The 20574-nt window shown below is 53.2% G+C and carries 18 protein-coding genes; 7 read left to right on the top strand and 11 right to left on the bottom strand.

The features are described from left to right. Together E1162_RS10565 and E1162_RS10560 are read right to left on the bottom strand one after the other, a co-directional pair. Positions 1-1032: a branched-chain amino acid ABC transporter permease gene (locus E1162_RS10565; protein ID WP_155130941.1), complete on the bottom strand. Its 1032-nt coding sequence runs from the start codon at positions 1030-1032 to the stop codon at positions 1-3. A gap of 125 nt (positions 1033-1157) precedes the next feature. Further along, positions 1158-2519 (bottom strand): substrate-binding protein, encoded by a 1362-nt coding sequence (locus tag E1162_RS10560; protein ID WP_155130492.1) that lies wholly within the window; start codon positions 2517-2519, stop codon positions 1158-1160. A 615-nt stretch (positions 2520-3134) separates the two neighbouring features. Here E1162_RS10560 and E1162_RS10555 point away from each other — a divergent pair. Further along, the gene (locus E1162_RS10555) at positions 3135-5435 is read left to right on the top strand and encodes a putative bifunctional diguanylate cyclase/phosphodiesterase (protein ID WP_155130490.1); all 2301 of its coding nucleotides are present in this window, start codon (positions 3135-3137) and stop codon (positions 5433-5435) included. Position 5436: 1 nt separating this feature from the next. Here E1162_RS10555 and E1162_RS10550 read toward each other — a convergent pair whose 3' ends face one another. The 3 genes from E1162_RS10550 to uxuA all read right to left on the bottom strand — a co-directional run bounded on the left by E1162_RS10550 (position 5437) and on the right by uxuA (position 8737). Then, a complete protein-coding gene (locus tag E1162_RS10550) occupies positions 5437-6387 on the bottom strand; it encodes a 2Fe-2S iron-sulfur cluster-binding protein (protein ID WP_155130488.1) in 951 nt (316 codons plus the stop codon). 156 nt (positions 6388-6543) lie between these two features. Then, complete coding sequence (locus tag E1162_RS10545) at positions 6544-7356, bottom strand: class I SAM-dependent methyltransferase (protein WP_155130487.1); 813 nt, start codon at positions 7354-7356, stop codon at positions 6544-6546. Positions 7357-7504: 148 nt separating this feature from the next. Further along, on the bottom strand, positions 7505-8737 hold the full coding sequence (gene uxuA / locus E1162_RS10540; RefSeq protein WP_155130485.1) for a mannonate dehydratase: 1233 nt from the start codon (positions 8735-8737) through the stop codon (positions 7505-7507). Between the two features lie 190 nt (positions 8738-8927). On the opposite strand from uxuA, the gene E1162_RS10535 reads away from it, so the two are divergent. From E1162_RS10535 to gltS, 6 genes are all read left to right on the top strand, one after another. Beyond that, the gene (locus E1162_RS10535; RefSeq protein WP_155130483.1) at positions 8928-9638 is read left to right on the top strand and encodes a GntR family transcriptional regulator; all 711 of its coding nucleotides are present in this window, start codon (positions 8928-8930) and stop codon (positions 9636-9638) included. A 238-nt stretch (positions 9639-9876) separates the two neighbouring features. Continuing rightward, positions 9877-10857, top strand: coding sequence for a C4-dicarboxylate TRAP transporter substrate-binding protein (locus E1162_RS10530; protein ID WP_155130480.1), 981 nt, complete (start codon positions 9877-9879; stop codon positions 10855-10857). Between the two features lie 81 nt (positions 10858-10938). Beyond that, positions 10939-11418: a TRAP transporter small permease gene (locus tag E1162_RS10525; RefSeq protein ID WP_155130478.1), complete on the top strand. Its 480-nt coding sequence runs from the start codon at positions 10939-10941 to the stop codon at positions 11416-11418. Next, positions 11415-12692, top strand: coding sequence for a TRAP transporter large permease (locus tag E1162_RS10520; protein ID WP_155130476.1), 1278 nt, complete (start codon positions 11415-11417; stop codon positions 12690-12692). Before E1162_RS10525 ends, E1162_RS10520 begins: the two co-directional genes overlap by 4 nt. 263 nt (positions 12693-12955) lie before the next feature. Beyond that, entirely contained in the window at positions 12956-13666 is a 711-nt protein-coding gene (locus E1162_RS10515; protein ID WP_155130474.1) for a GntR family transcriptional regulator, read from the top strand. Between the two features lie 177 nt (positions 13667-13843). Continuing rightward, positions 13844-15043 (top strand): sodium/glutamate symporter, encoded by a 1200-nt coding sequence (gltS, locus tag E1162_RS10510; protein ID WP_371311898.1) that lies wholly within the window; start codon positions 13844-13846, stop codon positions 15041-15043. Here the strand turns inward: gltS and E1162_RS10505 are convergent. The 6 genes from E1162_RS10505 to E1162_RS10480 form a co-directional block, all read right to left on the bottom strand. After that, on the bottom strand, positions 15018-15533 hold the full coding sequence (locus E1162_RS10505; RefSeq protein WP_155130472.1) for a hypothetical protein: 516 nt from the start codon (positions 15531-15533) through the stop codon (positions 15018-15020). The two genes, gltS and E1162_RS10505, sit on opposite strands and share 26 nt — an antisense overlap. 210 nt (positions 15534-15743) lie before the next feature. Further along, the gene (locus tag E1162_RS10500; RefSeq protein WP_155130470.1) at positions 15744-16439 is read right to left on the bottom strand and encodes an orotate phosphoribosyltransferase; all 696 of its coding nucleotides are present in this window, start codon (positions 16437-16439) and stop codon (positions 15744-15746) included. A 47-nt stretch (positions 16440-16486) separates the two neighbouring features. Continuing rightward, the gene (gene pyrC, locus E1162_RS10495) at positions 16487-17536 is read right to left on the bottom strand and encodes a dihydroorotase (protein WP_155130468.1); all 1050 of its coding nucleotides are present in this window, start codon (positions 17534-17536) and stop codon (positions 16487-16489) included. Positions 17537-17540: 4 nt separating this feature from the next. After that, entirely contained in the window at positions 17541-18788 is a 1248-nt protein-coding gene (locus tag E1162_RS10490) for a Zn-dependent hydrolase (protein ID WP_155130466.1), read from the bottom strand. Beyond that, positions 18785-19729 carry a dihydroorotate dehydrogenase gene (locus E1162_RS10485; protein ID WP_155130464.1) on the bottom strand — a complete coding sequence of 315 codons (945 nt, stop codon included), beginning with the start codon at positions 19727-19729 and terminating at the stop codon, positions 18785-18787. The genes E1162_RS10490 and E1162_RS10485 overlap by 4 nt, the downstream gene beginning before the upstream one ends. Continuing rightward, on the bottom strand, positions 19726-20568 hold the full coding sequence (locus E1162_RS10480; RefSeq protein WP_155130462.1) for a dihydroorotate dehydrogenase electron transfer subunit: 843 nt from the start codon (positions 20566-20568) through the stop codon (positions 19726-19728). Before E1162_RS10480 ends, E1162_RS10485 begins: the two co-directional genes overlap by 4 nt. Positions 20569-20574 lie beyond the last annotated feature (6 nt).

Raw genomic sequence — 20574 nt, 5'->3', positions numbered from 1 at the left:
TTAGTCCTCCATCACACCTTTGCGGCCCATGAGACCGCGAGGCCGCGTGAGCAGCACAATGATGGCCACCAGATAGATGATGATCTGGTTGATGCCGGGAAGAAGCGCGACGACCTGCGCCATGGAGGCGAAGCTTTCAAGAATGCCAAGCAGGAAGCCTGCCAGAACAGCGCCAGCGAGCGAGCCCATACCACCCACAACAACCACAACGAAGCTGAGGACCAGAAAGTCCATTCCCATGTGGTAGTTAGGGGAGTTGATAGGCGCGTACATTACGCCAGCAAGACCAGCCACAACCGCCGCGATGGCGAACATAATGGTGAAGCGGCGATCGATATTGATGCCGAGGAAGCCGACCGTTTCGCGATCTGCCATACCTGCACGCACCACCATGCCGAAGGTGGTGTAACGCAGGAAGGCAAAGACCACACCGATAATGCCGATAGCAAAGGCAAAGTAAACCAAACGCCAGTACGGATAGATGATGGAACCTGGGGCAAAGCCAAGCCACGCGCCAAAATCAAAGCTGCCTGCAAAGGCTGGCGGTGCCGGTGTCGGAATTGGGTTCGCGCCGAAGAAATATTTGATAATTTCCTGCAGGACGATAGCCAGACCAAAGGTCACAAGGATCTGGTCGGCATGTGGACGCTTGTAAAAGTGTTTGATCAAGCCCCGTTCCATGATGAGGCCAACGGCCACCATGATGGGTATTGCAAACAAGATGGAAAGCGGCACGGACCACTGAATAATAGTAGCGCCAATCTCCGGACCGAACCATGCCTCGACATAAGGGGTCTGGACCTTGAGCGGCTTGCCGAGAAAATCTGTGCGGCTGGGGTCAATGGTAGTGTAGGAAAGGGATAAAATGCCGTTGAGCGTAACGGCACAAAAGGCCCCGAGCATAAAAAGGGCGCCGTGGGCAAAGTTGACCACACCCAATGTCCCGAAGATCAGCGTCAAGCCCAATGCGATAAGCGCATAGGCCGAGCCTTTATCGAGACCATTTAAAATTTGCAGGAATATAGCGTCCATCAGTCCGACCATTAGTCGTGTTTCAGGGTTTCCTCTCCGCCTCTGCGCGAAGAAGAATGAATGGTCCGGCTCCCTCGCGTATGGTGAGGGAGCCGGATTGATTGTCTAGAAAGCTTGAAAAGCTCTTATGCGCCTGGGTTACAGGTTCCCAGCGCACCACCGGCGAACTGCGGGTGGTTCGGATCGTAAGTGACCTGACCCACTGGGGTGATCTCTACGATCTCAAGCAGATCGAACTCGGAGCTCGGGTTTTCTTTACCGCGCACAACAAGAACGTCTTTGAAGCACTGGTGGTCAGCGCCGCGATAGAGGGTCTTGCCGTTGCCCAGACCGTCGAACTCGTAGTCCTCAAGCGCTTCAACAACCGCACAAGGGTTGAAGCTCTTCGCACGCTCAACAGCATCTGCATAAAGCAGGGTCTGCACGTAGGTGGTGTGCGCTGCCTGAGATGGTGGGAAGCCGTACTTGGTACCGAAGGACTTAACGAATGCCTTGGAGCCTTCGTCAGACAGGGACCAGTGCCAGTTAGTGGAACCGAAGATGCCCTTAACGTTGGCGCCTGCACCCTTTGCCATGAGGCGGGAGTACAGAGGAACGACGATTTCGAAGTTCTTGCCGTTGACGATGCGGTCACGCAGGCCGAACTGAACTGCGTTGGTGAGTGAGTTCACCATGTTGCCGCCGTAGTGGTTGAGAACCAGAACGTCAGCATCGGACTGCAGAACAGGGGTGATGTAAGCGGAGAAGTCGGTGGCAGCCAGAGGCGTTTTCACGGTCTCTACTGTTTCCCAACCCATGTCCTCGGTCGCGGACTTGATCGCTTCTTCAGTGGTGTAACCCCAGTTGTAGTCTGCGGTCAGGTGGTAGGCTTTACGGTCATCGCCATAAGCGTTCTTCAACACTGGTGCCAGCGCTGCGCCGGACATGTAGGAGTTGAAGAAGTGACGGAAGCCGTTCGCGCGCTTGTCTTTACCTGTGGTGTCGTTTGAGTGGGTAAGACCCGCCATGAAGATAACGCCAGCTTCCTGACACAGAGCCTGCACAGCCACAGCCACGCCGGAGGACGAACCGCCGGTGATCATGATCGCACCGTCTTTTTCGATCATGGATTTCGCGGAGGCGCGTGCTGCGTCGGACTTGGTCTGCGTATCACCGGTTACGTACTGAACCTTGTTTCCAAGAATACCGGTACCCTGAAGCGCCTTGGAGCTGAAGGTGTTCAGCATGCCGCCATCGCCTTCGCCGTTCAGGTGCTCAACTGCCAGCATGTACGCGCGCAGTTCGTCAGCGCCTTCGTCAGCATATGGGCCAGTTTGCGGCACGTTGAAGCCCAGAACCAACTTGCCGGACTTGGCAGGGTCGTTCAGGAATGCGCTCTGCGCCCAAGACTGACTGGTGAAAATTGTAGGCGTTGCCAGAACCAGGCCAGTTGCGGCACCAGTTTTTAGTAGGGAACGTCTGCTAATTGTCTTGCCAAAATCGCTCATTAATCTCCTCCCAGGAAGGCCAATATTTGCCCGTTGAGCGCGTAGGAACGTGTTTCCTCCCAAACACGCCGCAAAGTTAACCGTAAGAGGAAAGATACTCTGCGGCACCTCACGCTAGGGAAAGAATAGTCATCAAGGTTTTTGAATCGCAATACGACTAAAGGCTGCTAGTCGAAGGGACTAATACATTTGCAAATATGATTAGAATGAAAGTTCATCATGCGGCAAAATTATATGCATAAAATAAAAACGGATAAGTTGGCGGAACTATTGCGCTGCGGTTTGTGTAAATACTTATATTGTAACGAAATGTTTCGATCTATTGATGGCTATTGTTGCGTTGCACTATAAATTCCGTTTCGGAATGTAATTCTAAGGCCTGCTGTTAATGTTAATGGCAGATGTGAAGAGCATACCCGCCGTTCTATGTGTTCCAGATCAGCGCCTATGGGTCCTAAGGGTTGGTAACCAAGTGCCCTTGCATTTTTAGGTAAGTTTAAAGCGAAAACTCAGGGTTACTTCGTATGGTTGTGCAGTAACAAACCAAAAGCGGGCCTGAGCACTCATAGCAAGAGTATTGCGTAAGGCCCTGCGACTGTGTGGTGCTTGGGGTTTATGGCGCGTACTATTCGACCTTTCCTGAACTGGAGCTTTTCTGTTTTGCTGGCTGGCAGCCTTTTCGGCTCGCCAGAGCTTTCAGCTTCTCCGGTTTTCGCAGATACGCTCAGCAACAGTGAGAAGCTTGTCGCGATGCCTAAAGCTTCTCCGCCTTTGGAGGTGCGTCTGCCAAAGCAGGCAGAGCGAGTAGCAAGCGAGTTACAGGGGCGTCTTGATAGGTTCGAAGAAAATGTCGAGCAACTAGCGGCACGGCGAGACCTTGGTATCGCGAACTGGTTTGGAAGCAACGAGCGGGTTCATAGAATTCTTCGTAGTGCGTCAGCTCAGCATGAGCTGGGTGAAGTCTTTATCTTGGATGAGGCGGGTGATCTGGAAGTCAGTTCGCTGCCCACTGTTGGCCTTCAAGAAATCGAGCCATGGCTTGAGCAGCTAGTTGATGATCCGCGTGCTTTTGAGCTTGGTGAGGCATTCTTTCTCAGTGCAGACAATGCGCCGCCTAACGCGGCCGGATTGGAAGCCGGAGCGCTCTACCAGATGATGGTAACGCCTCTGGGTGGTGCAGTCGGGTTTGAAAACGGCAGCATGGTTGCGCTTCTACCTGTGCAGTCTGCCAGCCTGACGAAAATTCTGAATGGTGGTGCGTCAGGCGTTCTTGGCGCGCTTTATCATCCATCGGGTCAGTTGGTAGCTGCGTCGCCTTCACCAACAAGCGCATCGGGCGCTACACCGCCTCGGCATTTGGTGCTGAAGGATGGGGCGCTGCACTACTGCCATGTCGGCGCAACTTCTCTCGTTGTGTGTGCTGCGGTAAAGCTCGGAGCAATTCGGGAGGTCGGCGCTCAGGTTGGCCAGACTGAATATATAACCCCAACGCCTGCGAAGGGGGAGGAGGTGACGATAGCCATAGCGATTGTTCTTCTTCTCATCGCGCTGGGGTTCTATCTCTGGCAGGTTTGGCAGCGCAGAAAAACGCTCATAGCGGACGACACCGCACCAACGCGCACAGACCGCGTTACAGGTCTTCCGAACCGTACGCGCTTTCTGGATGAGCTCGCCGCTCGTTTAAAGCGGCGCCAAAGCTTTGGCAGACCCAGTGGCATTTTTATTATGTCGCTTGATGAGTTCAAGCTCATCAATGACTCGCTTGGCTATGATATCGGCAACGAGCTTTTGGCAGAAGTCGCCGGACTTATGCGCAACGCTCTGCCTTCTTCTTTCTATCTGGCGCGGTTGGATGGTGGATCCTTTGCTATGATCGCGCCGCCAAATCTGGATGCCGACGCTCTGGGTGATTTTGCGCTGATGCTTTTGTCGTTGTTTGATGAACCCGTCCCAATCCGCAAAAAGCGCCTCATAATATCGGCCAGCTTTGGTGTTGCGCCGGTCGCCAATGATATTCGCAGCGCCTCAATTTTGATGCGTCAGGCTGATCTGGCTTTGAGTGACGCGCGCAATGACGGGCGCAACACGCTGCGCTTCTTCCACGAGGCGTTGGCCCATCAGGCAGCCTATCGCCAAAGCCTGATCAACGATCTGCCTAACGCTCTGCGAAACAACGAACTCTCGGTTCACTATCAGCCGCAGGTCGACTTGGTGACACGTCGCATCATCGGTTTTGAAGCGCTTATGCGCTGGGAGCATGACGAGCGTGGCTTTATTCCTCCGGTAGAGTTCATTCCGGTGGCTGAGGAAATAGGGCTGATGGGCGAGCTTGGCGTATGGATATTGAAGGAAGCTTGCCGCAATGCACTGGATTGGCCTGAAGATGTAAGAGTGGCTGTGAATGTTTCTCCCAAGCAGCTTCGAACGGGAGAACTGGAAGACGCTCTTATCGAGATCATTGAGGAAACAGGGCTGGCAGCAGAGCGGATCGATCTTGAGATAACGGAAAGCGCGGTGCTGGAAGAAAATGACGAGGTGCACATGCGCCTCCATAATCTGAAGGACTTGGGCGTTCAGATATCCATGGATGATTTCGGCACTGGGTATTCGTCGCTCAGTTCGCTGCGACGGGTGCCTTTCGATAATTTGAAGATAGATCGGCGCTTCATCAGCACCATGTTCGAAGATGAAGAGGCGATTTCCATCGTAACCGCGATTATTGAGCTAGCGCGCCGCCTTGGCCTTGTACCGGTAGCCGAAGGCATCGAGGACGAGCACACCGCAATCGTGCTGGAACAAATGGGCTGTAAGGTCGGGCAGGGGTACTATTTCGGCAAACCTGCCTATGGTCGTAAAGCTCTATCCATGTTGGCGGGGCAAAATCCGGCCACGAGCTCAGTTAGAAAGTTCGGATAGGTTAAGCGTCTTCTGTAACAGCGGTCTGCATGCCAGAGGTTGGAACGGGATGGAACTGAGCTGCGCTTGGTTCCACTACTTGTGCCACGGCTTGAAGGAATGATGGAGAACCGCAGGCGTGTACAACGTCAAACTCGTTGAGGTCTCGCAAGCTCAGGCGCAGGTCTTCAAGCAAAGAGGTCTCTGTTGTCGAGAGAATGTCAGCAGCGGTTCTGCGCTTGTTCAGCCAGCTATGCATGGCATTCACAGGGTGTGAAACCTCTCCGTAGCTTACGATAATTACCTGCTTTGCCCGCCGAGGCTGGCCCATCGTGGAAGCAACGGCCATCGCCCAAGCTGGCGCAAAGGATTCTGCTTCACAAATCACAAAGAGCCGCTCTTCCTCCCTTCTTAGGAAGGAAGTCCCAAAGGGGCCTTCGACAGAAACAGGAAGCGAGTCTTTCTTCTTCTTAGCAAGATGAGCAAAAAGGCCCGCATGCTGGGCGGTATCGATATGGAAAAACAGGCAGCTTAGCTCAGCGGCACCGTTTAAGGAGAAGCTTGGAAACAGGTTTACAGGGTCTTGCCCGCGCATTGAGAGCCTGAAGTACTGACCGGGAACCCATGAAGGCGATTTTGTAAACGCCACCTTCAGCTCCAGATGGTTCTCACCAGATGGGGCAGAGGAGACAAGATGCCCTTTCATCTGCTCCGGCTTGGGGGCAGGCTCGACAAAAACTTCCAAGTCTTCTGTGAGGGTTGCTGTGCAGGCAAGTGCGCTGTTGCGAATGGCGGTGCCATGGTCCTCAACACTGCCTTTATCGATACGCACGCGGCAGGTTTCGCCAAGGCCTCCAGAGCAATCACAGCTTAGGGAAATGGAGGAGCGATTGATGGCTTCTATTAGAAGCTCACCCTGTTTGGCAGTAACACCATGGCCGTTTACAAGGACCTTTAATGATCTGGCCGCCATCTATTTCCCCACCAGTTTTCAAACCACCCGAAAGGCAATTTTGATGCCGTTCACTTCGGGTGGTTCCCCAATACGAGTGGGTTTAGCATAGACAACCTTTGGTTTTCTATGCCGCCAAGTCGGGTAATTGTTAAAAATCTATTAAAACAGACTTCTTTAATTGCTTTCGGCAATTACCAGATGGCCCGGAACCGGCTGACCTTGCTCGTAACGAACGATGATAGGCTCAACTTCCTTGACCGAGAAGCCGTTCTTTTCCAGAAGCTCGCGAATGTAGGTCTCACTATGAGCAAAACGCTGGAACGCGCCAACCATGTATGTGCGACCGTTCAGGATTTCTTCTGGAAGTGTTTCGCTTGAAAATGCCAGAACGCCACCTTTTTCGATGTTCATTGCCGCGCCTTTGAAAAAGTCTTCAAGACCGCCAAGGTATGGCAGAACATCAGTCGCAACGATCAGATCCCAGCGTTCTTCCTCTTCTTTATGAAGGAAGCTGACAACCTCACCGAGATAGAGGTCTTCGTAGACGTCTTTTTCATCAGCGATTTCCAGCATGCCTTCGGAAAGATCAACGCCGGTTTTGTGTTCAACCATGTCAAACAGGGCTTCACCGGTTAGGCCAGTGCCGCAACCCAGATCCAGCAGAGACTTGAAAGAGCGGTCATACAGTTTGCTCAGGCGGTCAGCCACCATCACAGGCACGGAGTAACCAAGCTGATCTACGAGAACATTGTCGAACACGTCTGCATGCTGATCAAAAAGAGTGCTGACATAAGCATCTGGTGCTTTGTCAGGCGTTGCGCCAAAGCCCATGCTGGCAAGGCGAACAGCCGCGCCGCCGTGGTCCTCAGGGTCCAGCTTCAGAACTTCCTGATAAGCTTCCGCAGCTTCTTCCCGTTTGCCTGCTTTTTCGAGGGACAAGGCACGGTTATAGGCTTCAGCGAGTGCTTCGTCGTTAATATCGGTCATTTGAGGATTCCGGTGCTGGGCCGGTTCTGCCCGGCTGACGCAAAAAATAGTCGTGCAGCCTTCTATTGGAAATAGTCCCCAAATGCAAACGGCCCGGCGTATGGGTCGCCGGGCCGTCTTTTGCAAGATCAGGAGATTGGGAGGATTGTTAGGCGATCTTGCCGAAGGTCTGATGGGTAAGAGCAGCAATAATGCCGTTCATTTCAGCCAGACCCTTCATGCGGCCAATGGTTGGGTAACCCGGCTGGGTACCGCGACCAATGTCATCAAGAATGTCGAGGCCGTGGTCAGGACGGAACGGCAGTTCCCAGTCCTCACGACCAGCGTCGCGGCGGCGTTTTTCTTCACGCAGGGTAGCAGCAATGAGTGCAACCAGATCGGTGTTGCCGATGAGGTGTTCGGACTCATAGAAGTTACCAAGACGTGCAGGCTCACCAGCAGGTGCCGGGTTCTCGCTCACAACGTTGCGGATGTGCAGGAAGTGAACGCGGTCGCCGAGACGGTCCAGCATGCCCGGAAGGTCGTTGTCCAAGCGCACGCCCATGGAGCCAGAGCACAGGGAGATGCCGTTTGCAGGGCTGTCTACAGCGTCGAGCAGCTTCTTGAAGTGCTCTTCGGTAGAAGAAATGCGTGGCAGACCCAGCAGCGGGAATGGGGGATCATCCGGATGGCAACCCATCTTCATGCCAAGGCGTTCTGCAACCGGAATAACTTCGGACAGGAAGTCGATGAAGTTTGCGCGCAGCTTGTCTTCGTCGATGTCCTTGTAAAGACCCAGTGCACCAAGAACGTCAGAAACTTCCTGCTTCTTTGCACCTGGAAGACCGCACATGATACTGCCAGCAAGCTTTTCTTTTGCTGCATCATCAAGAAGAGCAAAGCGCTTTGCAGCTTCTTCGCGAACTTCTTCGCTATAGTCTTCTTCTGCGCCTTTACGTTCTAGAATGTGCAGGTCGTAAGCTGCAAAGTCATAGATGTCGAAACGCATGCAGGTCGCGCCGGTTGGCAGGCGGTAGTGCAGGTCGGTGCGGGTCCAGTCGAGGATCGGCATGAAGTTATAGCAAACGGTCTTGATGCCAGCTGCAGCAAGGTTTTCCAAGCTCTGCTTGTAGTTTGCAATGTGCGCACGCCAGTCGCCGGACTGCTGTTTGATGTCTTCAGAAACCGGAAGGCTCTCGATGATTTCCCATTCAAGACCAGTCGGAGTGCCATCTGGCAGGAAACGCACTTCCTGCTGACGTTTGGCGATTTCTTCTGGCGTTACCAGCACTCCATCTGGAATGTGGTGCAGGGCCGTCACAATGCCTTTTGCTTCGACGTGCCGGATATCGGCCATGGTGCACAGGTCACGGGGACCAAACCATCTCCACGTGGCTCTCATGAGTTCATCTTTCTTCTTAACAAAAACTGGTTGGCGCGATCTATCGTCTCGTCAGCATCGCAGGACTATCAAATCCGATCTGTTGCCTTTAAGCGGTGCTGTTAGCTTGGCTTCGGCCCAGTGGGTTTTGGTAGGAGATACTGGAGTGCGTCATGGCCCCAGTAGACTAGAATGGTAGTCGGTTGTCAATATGGAAAATCGTGAGAAGCTAGAACTAATCAAAAATATTTTTGCCGAGCAGGCGATGGGGACTGTTGGCTCACGGATCTATGCGACGCTTAAGCGGGCGATTGTTCAACTTATCTTGTCACCGGGATATGAGCTCTCTGAGGCAGATGTGGCCAAAATGTTCGGCGTTTCTCGTCAGCCTGTACGTGAAGCCTTCATAAAACTTGCAGAAGTAGGGCTGTTGGACATTCGGCCACAGCGCGGCACCTACGTAAGAATGATTTCACGCAAGGATGTGGAAAATGTCCGTTTCATGCGTGAAGCCATCGAGGTTGCGCTTGTGCGTAAGGCAGCAGAGCTGCAGCCGGAAGCTCTCATCAAGGAGCTGCGCAAAATCGTCGCTTTGCAGGAACTTGCATGGAAACATGAGGATAATGCGGAGTTTTTGCGTCTGGATGAGCTTTTCCATAGCACGATTGCTGAAGGGATTGAGTGTGATCTGGGCTGGCGCTTGGTGATGGATATGAAGGCGCAGATGGACCGCGTTCGCTATCTTTCCCTTGATGAGGCTACGCCAATTTCTGCATTGATCGAACAGCACAAGGTCATAGTTGACGTAATTGAAGTTGGTAACGCCCATGCGGCACAAGGACATATGGAAATTCACCTTAGGGAAATTCTAAAGTCTCTTCCGCAGATCCAAAAGAATAACAAACAACTCTTTTGCGACTAAGCCTCGATACACATGAGATAAGAGTGCAGGGTATTACGTTGCGATAGGTTGGCATTCAATTCGAGCCTGAATTGCTAAAACCGTCGCATACGTAAATAGCCGAACTTCCTAAATCAGACTAGTATGGTAATTAACTGGTGTGTTCTCGAGATGTGACGCAACGGACGTTTCTTAGGCTTCAATTTGGGGGTCTGTCCTAATGACGTAACGCATTTCGATGTTTTTTGGAGGAAGCACCATGAAATCCGTGTTCAAGACGCTCGCTGGCTCTGTCGCAGCACTCGCACTGTCCACCTCTATTGGTATGGCAGCTAGCTATCAGCTCAACATGAACTCATCTCTCACCCCAGACGATCCTGTCTTCAAAGGCCTTGAGCGCTTTAAAGAACTGGTTGAAGAAAAGACCGACGGTGATGTGTCCGTTCGCGTTTTCCCAGGTTCCCAGCTCGGCTCTGACGAAGACATTCTCGAACAGGCTCGTGCAGGCGCAAACGTTGGCGTTGTTGTAGACGGCGGCCGTCTTTCCGAATTTGCACCAGAACTGGCAATCTTGTCCGCACCATACATCGTGGACAACTTCACCCAGATGCGCAAAGTCGTGACTTCCGAAATGTTCGACCAGTGGGCTGACAAGCTGGCAAACGCATCCGGTCACCGCATTCTTTCCTTCAACTGGTATCAGGGCACCCGTCACCTGATCACCAACAAGGAAATCAACTCCCCGGCTGACCTTTCCGGCGTTCGTCTTCGCACCATCGGTGCACCGGTATTCATGGAAACCATCCGCGCGATGGGTGCAACTCCAACCCCAATGGGCTGGACTGAAGTGTACACCGCAATCCAGCAGCGCGTAATCGATGCAGCAGAAGCACAGGCTCCAGCTGTTTACGGTTCCAAGCTGCACGAAGTTGGTACCCACTACACCAAAACCGGTCAGTTCTTCCTGATCACCGGCCTTGTAACCGGCGAACTCTGGTTCAACCAGCTGCCAGCTGAATACAAAGTTGCTGTACAGGACGCAGCTCTTGAAGCTGGTGACTACGCATCCAACCTCGTTGAAGAAAGCCTTCTCGAGTACGAAGCGAAAATGAACAAAGAATCCGGCATGAAGATCGTTGAGATCGATAACACCGAATTCAAGCAGGCAACTGAAGTTGTTTACGAGAAGCTTGGTCTGACTGAGCTGCGTGACCAGGTACGCGCTGTAATCGCCGAATAAGGCTCTGCGTTCTACCTGATATCGAATGCGCGGAGAGCCCACAATCCCGCGCATTCCCCCCATCCAAAATGGATAAATCTCATGTTGGACTATTATTATAAACTCGAAGTGCTGGCACTTAAGACCCTGCTTACCGCATGCGTGGGCTTGGTGTTCGTAGCTTCTCTTGCTCGTTGGGTCGGTTATCCGATCATCTGGTCGGTTGATATTGCTCAGCTGCTGTTCGTTTGGGTTTGTTTCCTCGGCTCCAATCAGGCCATGCGTTACAACCAGCACATTGGTGTAGACTTCCTGGTCAAGAAGTTCCCTGTAAAGGTTCAGAACCTGATCGAAGTTCTTAGCTACATCATCATCATCGCGTTTCTTCTGGCGCTGGTCTACTACGGCACTGATCTGACCCTGATGAACAAAGAGCGTCGCCTTAGCGACACCGACATGAGCTATGCTTGGGTTACTGCTGCCGTTCCAGTTGGCTGCGCACTTCTCTCCGTAACCTCATTCGTCAAGCTCACCGAATCTATCCGCAAATTCCTTGGCGGTTCTGAAGGAGCTGCAAAATGAGCCTGATCGTCACCGTCTTTGCAGCATTCATGCTGCTTGGCATGCCTGTCGCATTCGCTATCGGTATTGCCAGTTTCCTGTTCTTCCTGACATCTGACTTTGTACCTGTTTCCATCAGTGTGCAGCGTATTGCTTCTTCTTCGCAGTCTTTCCCGCTGCTCGCCGTGCCGTTCTTCGTTCTGGCCGGTAACCTGATGAATGCCACCGGTATTACAAAACGCCTTATCGGCTTTGCGACTGTAACAACCGGCTGGATTTCTGGTGGTCTTGCTCAGGTTACCATCGCCCTTTCCGCGCTGATGGGCGGTATTTCCGGCTCCGCAGTAGCAGACTCCGCAATGCAGGCCCGTATCCTTGGCCCTTCCATGCTCGACCGTGGTTTCTCCAAGGGTTACACCGCTTGCTCCATCGCATTCTCTTCCCTGATCTGCGCTACCATTCCTCCGTCTGTTGGTCTCATCCTCTACGGTTTCGTTGGTAACGTTTCCATCGGTCGCCTGTTCCTTGCCGGTATTATGCCTGGCATCTTCATGGCAATCTTCCTGATGGTTACCGCATATCTTGTTGCAAAACGTCGTGGCTATGAGCCAGAGCTGAAAGCTCCTCCGAAGTTCAAAGAAGTTATGCGTGAAATGGGTCACGCGAAGTGGGCGCTGCTCTTCCCGGTATTCCTCATCGGCGGTATCCGTCTGGGCATCTTCACCCCTTCCGAAGCTGGTGCATTCGCAGTTGTCTACGCTCTGGTAATCGGCTTCTTCGTTTACAAAGAACTGACTTGGGCTGCTGTTTGGAGCACCGTTGAGGAAAGCGCTCGCGATATCGGCATGATCATGCTGATCATCATGCTCTCCGCAATGCTTGGCTACGCGATCGTCTTTGAACAGGTACCACAGAACCTCTCCGCATTCGTTCTGGGCATCTCTGAAAATCCAACGATCATCATGTTCCTCGTACTCATCTTCCTTGCAGTATGCGGCATGTTCCTTGAGTCCACCGTTCTGGTACTTCTGCTGACCCCGATCTTTGTTCCAGTAATCACAAAGCTCGGTATCGATCCGGTTCACTTCGGTATTCTCATGATGACTATCGTCACCATGGGCAGCATGACCCCTCCGGTTGGTGTGGCTATGTTCACTGTTTGCGGCATTCTTGAGTGCCCGACTGAAGAATACATCAAAGAGTCCATTCCGTTCATTGCAGCGATCTTGGCTCTCGTAGTGTTCCTCGCAATGGTTCCTCAGGCAGTTCTGTTCCTGCCGGATCTATTGTTCTAAGGGCGCCCAAGAACCCTTATCTGTCACCACTGTGTGACTTCCCGATAAACGCCGGAGTTCTCCCTAACTCCGGCGTTTTTGGCGTTTAAACGGCGCCGTCGATTTGCTGGAGCGCAAAGAAAAAGCATTCCTTTGCGGCATGTAAGTCCAATGAAAAACAAAGAGATTGCGAGCCAAGCGGCAAATGTTGCCTTGGAAAAGCAAAGACCTAGGAAATATTCAGGTTGCTACCGGACTAGAATGGTAGCATATTTAGAAGTGTTATGACAAAGAAAACCCAGCTAGACGCGGTAACAGCTGCATTTGCAGCGAGTAAAGAAGCAACAATCGGGGCGCAAGTTTACAGCTCCCTGAAAAAGGCGATCGTGCAACTTCACCTTAAGCCCGGCAATTCATTGTCGGAAGCTGAGGTTGCAAAGCAGCTTGGTGTTTCGCGCCAGCCGGTTCGTGAAGCGTTCATCAAACTCTCAGACGTTGGCCTTGTAGAGATACGCCCTCAGCGCGGAACCTACGTTGTGCTTATTTCCAAGCGCGATGTAGAAAACGCCCGCTTCCTGCGTGAAGCGATTGAGGTTGCTATTGTTCGCAAAGCCGCTTTGATGGATACGGCGAAACTGGATGTTGAACTCCAGCGCCTTATCGAGCTTCAGCAGATTGCTGCAAAGCACAATGATACGGCGGAGTTCATTCGTCTCGACGAGGCTTTCCATCAGGCAATTGCTGATGGCGTTGACTGCGGGCACGGTTGGCGCGTTGTGATGGATATGAAGGCTCAGATGGACCGTGTGCGTTATCTCTCCCTTGAGGATGCGACACCGCTTTCGACCCTCATTACGCAGCATATGGCAGTCGCTGATGCGATTGCCAAGGGTGATGCGCCGGATGCTGAGGACAGCATGCGCGGGCACCTGCGCGAGATCATGAAGTCCTTGCCGGAAATCTCCAAAGGTCACCCAGACCTCTTCACCGACTAAAAAATCGGCCCATTGCAGACACTAAATCGCTGCAATGGTGATTGTATAATGCGCGGCACAACACTCGTGCCGCGATATGCCTTGAGCAGGAACGCGGCCAATAATCTGTGGCCGGGCCTGCCATAGGCCCACGAGCACTGGTCGCAGCTAGAATAAAAATAGCTAAAAGGCGTGCGCGTGACTTTTCCAGTCGATACCTTTTTCACCTTCAACATCGCTATTCTTGTCTTGTTCTTGGGGCAGTACGTCTCAAAAAAATCCGTCTATCTTCGGCGTTTCAGCATCCCTGATCCCTTAGCCGGCGGTTTGATCTGCGCACTTGTTCTTGCGCTTGTGAATGTCCTTCTCAATGTGAAGGTGACTTTCGCGACAGAACCGAGGGACTTCTTCCTCGTGTACTTCTTCGCCGCGATAGGGCTTCGCGCCAACATTATGGATCTGGTGAGTGGTGGTAAGCCGCTGGCGATTTTGATCGCAGTGTCGACAGTCTTCCTCATACTGCAAAACCTGACAGGCATGACCGCCGCCACAGTATTCGGGCTGGACCCGCTGATTGGGCTGGTTTCTGGCTCTGTGTCGCTCGTGGGCGGAGTGGGAACCACTGTGGCTTGGGCGCCAATCTTTGAAGATCAGCTCGGCTTAACCGGGGCGCAGGAGATCGGCATTGCCTGTAACACTGTAGGCATGATCGCAGCCTGTCTTATCGGCGGTCCTATCGCACAGCGCCTCATGTATCGCCACAAGATCGCTGGTAGCAATGATCGTGATCTTGAAGTCGGCGCGCTTGAAGGGGAATCCCGCGGTCCCGCATTGCATTACTATGATGTCCTGAAAGGCATCTTCTCCATAAATATGGTCTGCGCTATCGGCTTTGCGCTGCATCTGTCGCTGACCGAAGCGGGGGTTGTTGTTCCTCTGTTCGTGCCGGTTCTGGTCTGCGGTATTCTCTACAACAACATTGGCCAGCTATTAGCTCCAAAGGTTAGCAGAGCAGGGCGCAATCGCGGCGTTGCACTCATTTCAGACATCAGCCTTGGTATCTTCTTGTCTATGGCCTTGATGAGCATGGACCTCCTCACCGTCTGGGCATCTATAGACTACGTCGCTTTCGTCATGGCCCTGCAAATTCTGCTGGCGATCCTCTACGCCTACTTCATCGTCTTTAGAGCGATGGGAAGGGACTACGATGCAACGGTCGTTTCGGCAGGTTTCGGAGGTATTGCGCTAGGCTCCACCGCAACTGCGGTGCTTAACATGACACAGGTCGTGCAGCGTTTCGGTGCGTCTCACAAGGCTTTTCTGATTGTTCCGTTGACGTGCGGCTTCTTCATCGACCTTGCCAACTCGGCGATTATTGGTTGGTTTGCGGGAGTGTAGTGCCCGCCAAACGAGCCGGAGAACGAACCAGTAGATAGCGGGCAACCATGGCTTTGTTGCCCGCTTCAAACTGCATGATTTCTATCGTGTTGGGCTCTAGGATGCGTCCTTGGATGGTTCCGCTATCAGGGTGCTCCACCAGTGTAAACGCGTCTCCTGCCCAGCTAATCATGCCGATAACCGGTTCGCGTCCTTCGTGAACTTCGCGCACGCCGTCATGGTCAGGGCCTTTGTAAAGAACAGTTTTCCAGTGCAGCTCCCCTTCGAGGGCGGGGCCTTCCTGCTCCTGAATTTCAAGAGCGAACCGCTGCGTTGCTTCATCAACCGTATCGCGGTGCCAGTAGATGGCGCGGGCCTGTGCTGCGTGCCAAACGCCTCTCAAGTCTGGGTAATCTGTCTCGCGCAGGTGATCGCTGCTGGCGGCAGGGTGCGCCAGAAGAGCAAAAACAGCGAATAGGCTAAAGAAGCGGACCAGAAAACGCAGCGACACGAAACCCCACAAGAGCACCAAACGGATACGTCAGAGAGAGTATCGTTTCCGTTTGGAAGAAAAATCCTTGGGTTCCGACCTCCTTAAAAGAGGTGGTCAGACTTTGCTGGCGGGTAGCGATAGGTATCGCTGCGCTTTTAACTGGGGTGCCAAAAAAGAAAAACGCCGGAATGGGTACACCGGCGTTTCTCAAAGAATGGCGCTGCGAAATTAGATGGTGATTTCGCTGATGCCGCCGTGGTTCTTGGACCATTCCAGCGGATTGTTCAGGAAGCTCTCAACTTCGTCCAGAGTTGCTGCATCAAAGTAGCCGTTGTCGCGGCAAACTTTGAGAACATCCCACCAAGTGCAGAGGTAGTGCAGGTTCAGGCCATGCTCTGCCAGCTTGTCTTTGGTTTCTGGGAAGATGTCGTAGTAGAACACGACGAGGGTGTCGGTTACTTCCGCACCAGCGCGGCGCAGAGCTTCGCAGAACTTGATTTTGGAGCCGCCGTCGGTGGTCAGATCTTCCACCAGAAGAATGCGGGAACCTTCTTCAACGTGACCTTCGATCTGCGCGTCACGGCCAAAGCCTTTTGGCTTCTTGCGAACGTACTGCATAGGTGCGTTCATTTTGTCTGCAATCCAAGCAGCAAAAGGAATACCAGCAGTTTCACCACCAGCAACAGCGTCGAACTTTTCGAAGCCGCAGTTGCGCAGGATGGTTGCAGTTGCAAAATCCATCAGGGTGTTGCGGATGCGCGGATAAGAAATGAGCTTGCGGCAGTCAATGTAAACTGGCGACGCAAGCCCGGAAGTGAAGGTGTATGGCTGTTCTGGGCGGAAATGGATAGCGTTGATTTCCATCAGCATTTTCGCGGTGATTTCAGCCATGAGCTCGCGCTCAGGGAAAGAATTAGAAAACATCTCGGGCTCTCTCTGACTTAAAGTTTAGGCCAGAGCGCCTGAGAGTCTTATTGTTCCACTTTCCAGAAGAGGTCGAAGCCGGGGTCGAATATGGTGACTGGTCCGTCTTCAGTCCAAATTTGGCGCGGAAATTCTACAGGCGCATCGTCTCTGACCAGTGTAATTCTTTGTTCGTTTGGTGCCATGCCATAGAAAGCTGGGCCGTTCAAGGAGCTGAATGCCTCAAGCTTGTCTAGTGCACCATCTTCTTCGAAGACATGTGCCAAACAACTCATAGAATTAATAGCAGTAAAAATACCTGCGCAGCCACATGCACAGAGTTTGTTAGCCTGCGTGTGCGGTGCGGAGTCTGTTCCGGTAAAGAATTTCGGGCTTCCAGAGGTTGCGGCAGCGCGCAAAGCCAAGCGGTGCTTTTCGCGTTTGGCTACAGGTAGGCAGTAATAGTCTGGCTTGATACCACCAACCAAGATGTTGTTTCTATTGATGATTAGGTGGTGGGTGGTGATGGTTGCAGCAAGGTTGTCACCACCGTCGCGGGCGTAGTTCACGCCTTCTTCTGTCGTGATGTGTTCCATCACAACCTTCAGTTCCGGGAACCGGCGACGAAGTGGATCAAGGATGCGGTCGATAAAAACGGCTTCGCGGTCAAAGATATCCACGTCGTGGTCGGTCACTTCACCGTGGACAAGCAGTGGAAGACCGATTTCAGCCATGCGCTCAAGCACGTTGGACACTTTATCGAAGTCGCGCACGCCGCTTGCGGAGTTGGTTGTCGCCCCTGCAGGGTAAAGCTTTACCGCAGAGATCAGGCCAGACTGCGCTGCTGCTGCAAGGTCATCAGCATCGGTGTTCTCGGTGAGGTACAGCGTCATCAAAGGGGTGAAGTCATGCCCCTCTGGAATCGCCGCTTCAATGCGTTCTTTGTAAGCTTGTGCATCTGCACCTGTTACGACGGGTGGCACAAGGTTGGGCATGATGATTGCCCGGCCAAAGTTGGCGGAGGTCGATGGAAGCACCGCCTGTAACATGGCTCCATCACGAAGGTGGAGATGCCAGTCATCGGGCCGGCGAATAGTCAGGCTACGGGCGGTACTCATAAAGCTACTCCGTCAGATATTGGAAAAGAATCTCTGTTCCGACCATAAAATCGGAAATCTCCATGGCTTCAAGGGGATTGTGCGAACCATTCCGGTTACGAACGAAAATCATGCCTGTTGGAATGCCGCTGTTTGCAAAAACCGCCGCATCGTGACCAGCGCCGCTTGCCATAACAAACGGCTCCCGACCGGTTGCCTGCATGGCTTCGCTAAGGCCTTCAACGATTTGCGGATCACAAAGAGCAGGGGCAACGCTGTGCTCTTCATCCATCTCGAAGCGAACGCCGCGATCAAGGGAGATGGTCGCCATTTCGCCGCGAAGCATCAGCTTCATGGCCTCAAGAACATGCGAAGACTGGCTGCGGATATCCAGCGAGAAGCCAACTTCGTCCGGAATACGGGTCATGGCGTGTTTTGCCGGTTCCGTTCCCATCATGCCGCTGGTCAGCACAAGGTCGTTACCCTTTTGCAAAATCGTCAGCCAGCTTTCGTCGAGACGGGTCATCAGATCGGCAAAAGCCATCACCGCGTCCTTGCGGTATGCGCGTGGAACCGCGCCGGAGTGGCCAGCTTCACCAACACAGCGAATACGTTTGTGGCGGAAGTTACCGCGAATGCCGGAAACAACAGCGGCGGGGATTTTCTTCTCCACCAACAGCGGGCCCTGTTCGATGTGCAGCTCGATATATTGCAGCACTTCTTCGCTCGCCAGCAATGGCTTCTGCTCGGCAATAGGTGCGGTATCGATACCAACCGCTTCCATATGCTCGCGCAGCGTACGCCCGTCGCTTTTGTGTTTGGAGGAGAGCTCGTCAGCACTCAACTGTCCCAGAAGCGCCTTGGAAGAAATATAGCACGGGCCAAACCATGCGCTTTCTTCACCGCGCAGTGCCATCACCTTTACAGGGTGTTTGAAGGTCGCGCTGGTTTCAGAGGCTTTCAAAAGGCAAAGAAGGCCCGCGATAATACCGGCGAGGCCATCATAGTTGCCGCCCTGAGGTACGCTGTCAGCGTGTGACCCAATGAGGATGTACTCCTTGGCGTCGATATTCTCTGGTCGGCTGAAAATCAGGTTGCCTGCTGCGTCGGAGCAGCTGGCAAGGCCGTTCTCTTTGGCAAAAGCCTCAAGATAGGCGAGGGTTCGGGTTTCTATATCCGAGTAAGCAGGACGGCTGACCCCTGCGGAGTCAGCCGTATCTTTTTCAATATCATCGAATAGCTTTGCAGCAAGCTCGTGATAGTAATTGCTCATTCTGCCGCTTCCTGAAAGAAGACAGCATCTGCTGCTTCTTTGTCCCGTACGCTGCCAATGATTTCGCTCAGGTCGTTGATGTGGTTCTCGCGCATGTAAGCGTCGAGCTGATCAACAAGATCCACCATCACGGTTGGGTTCACAAAGGTTGAAGTGCCAACCTGTACCGCGCTGGCGCCAACCATGAGGTACTCCAGCACGTCTTCCAGAGTAGCGATGCCACCGCAGCCGATAACCGGAATGTTCACGGCTTTGGCGCACTGGTAGGTCATACGCAGGTTGATTGGCTTCAAGCTAGGGCCGGAAAGGCCGCCCATTACGTTGCCCAGCTTCGGCTTACGGGTGCGGATGTCGACAGCCATCGCCAGCAGCGTGTTTGCAGTTACAACTGCATTCGCGCCGCCTTCTTCACAAGCCTGTGCAACTTCTGCTGGCTCACCGGTGTTTGGTGTCAGCTTTGCCCAAAGCGGAAGGTCGGTAGCAGAGCGAAGCTTCTTCATAACCGCCAGAGCCGTGGAAGGGCGCATTGCAAAGGCTTTGCCATCTTCCTCGATGTTCGGGCAGGAGATGTTCACTTCAATGGCGGTCACGCCCGGCATGGTGATTTCTTCACAAATGCGGGCAAACTCGTCAACGCTCGGCGCGGAGATAGAAGCAACCAGTGGTGGGGTGAACTGCGCATAGAACGGTAGGGAGTTCGTGCGGAAATAGTCCACGCCCTTACTTGGAATGCCAATCGCGTTCATCATGGAACCACGAACCTCGCAGATGCGCGGGGTCGGGTTACCATTGCGGATCTCGCGGGTAATGGTTTTGGCAACCAGAGCACCAAGACGGTTCAGGTCAAAAACCTGCGCCAGATCTTCAGAGAAGGTGCCGGAAGCTGGCATGATCGGGTTGGCGAGCTGAACACTGCCGATTTTGGTAGAAAGGTTGCTCATACCAGCGTCTCCAGAATCTTGAATACCGGACCTTCTTTGCAAACGCGCTTATGCACGATGTCGCCTTCAACCGCGAAAGGACGGCTGCAGCACTGACCGATGCCAAGGCCGCAAGCCATACGCTGTTCAAGAGCAACTTCACCTGGCACGTTGTAAATGCGGCAAACGTCTTTCAGCTCGATCAGAGCCAGATCACAGCCACAGGTATAGATCGCATCAACACCGTTTTCCTTGATCTGCTCTTCAACCATACGGCGGATGTTATCGAGACCGGAGTTTCCTTCCTCCTCGGTCACGGTGATAACGGTAGCGCCCGGCTGTTCGAACTGGTCAATCGGCAGCTGCACAGCTTTGGAGCGTGCACTGTAGATGGTGGTGACTTTTTTGCCAGCTTTAGCAGCTTCAACAGCAAGCGGTGCAAGGCTGGCAAGGCCAACGCCGCGACCCCAGAGCAGAATGTGGTTCCACTCAGGTTTCACTTCGTATCCGGTGCCAAGAGGGCCCATGATGTTGATCGGGTCACCAACCTTCAGCTTGGTGAGTGCTTTGGTGCCCTGACCAACGATCTTGTAGATGATGCCGAGGGTGCCAGCTTCTCTGTCATAGCTGTAGATGCTCATCGGGCGGCGCAGATATGGCTGCTCAGAGCTGTTTACAGGGCACAGGATCTGCACGAACTGGCCCGGCTCGCAGCCCAGAATGCTGTCTGGTGCATCGACGATAAGGTGTCCGTACTCCGCGTTGACCGGAGCGTTGTACTTGACGGTACAATCAGCAGCGAAAACGCTGAGAGCGCCCGCGGCAGGTGCCGTCGCAGTGTGATGGGTTGCTTGGGTCATCGTTTG

The organism is Pseudovibrio flavus, from assembly GCF_009711345.1.
In the GTDB taxonomy this organism is placed as follows: domain Bacteria; phylum Pseudomonadota; class Alphaproteobacteria; order Rhizobiales; family Stappiaceae; genus Pseudovibrio; species Pseudovibrio flavus.
This window is presented reverse-complemented; position numbering and strand designations above follow the sequence as displayed.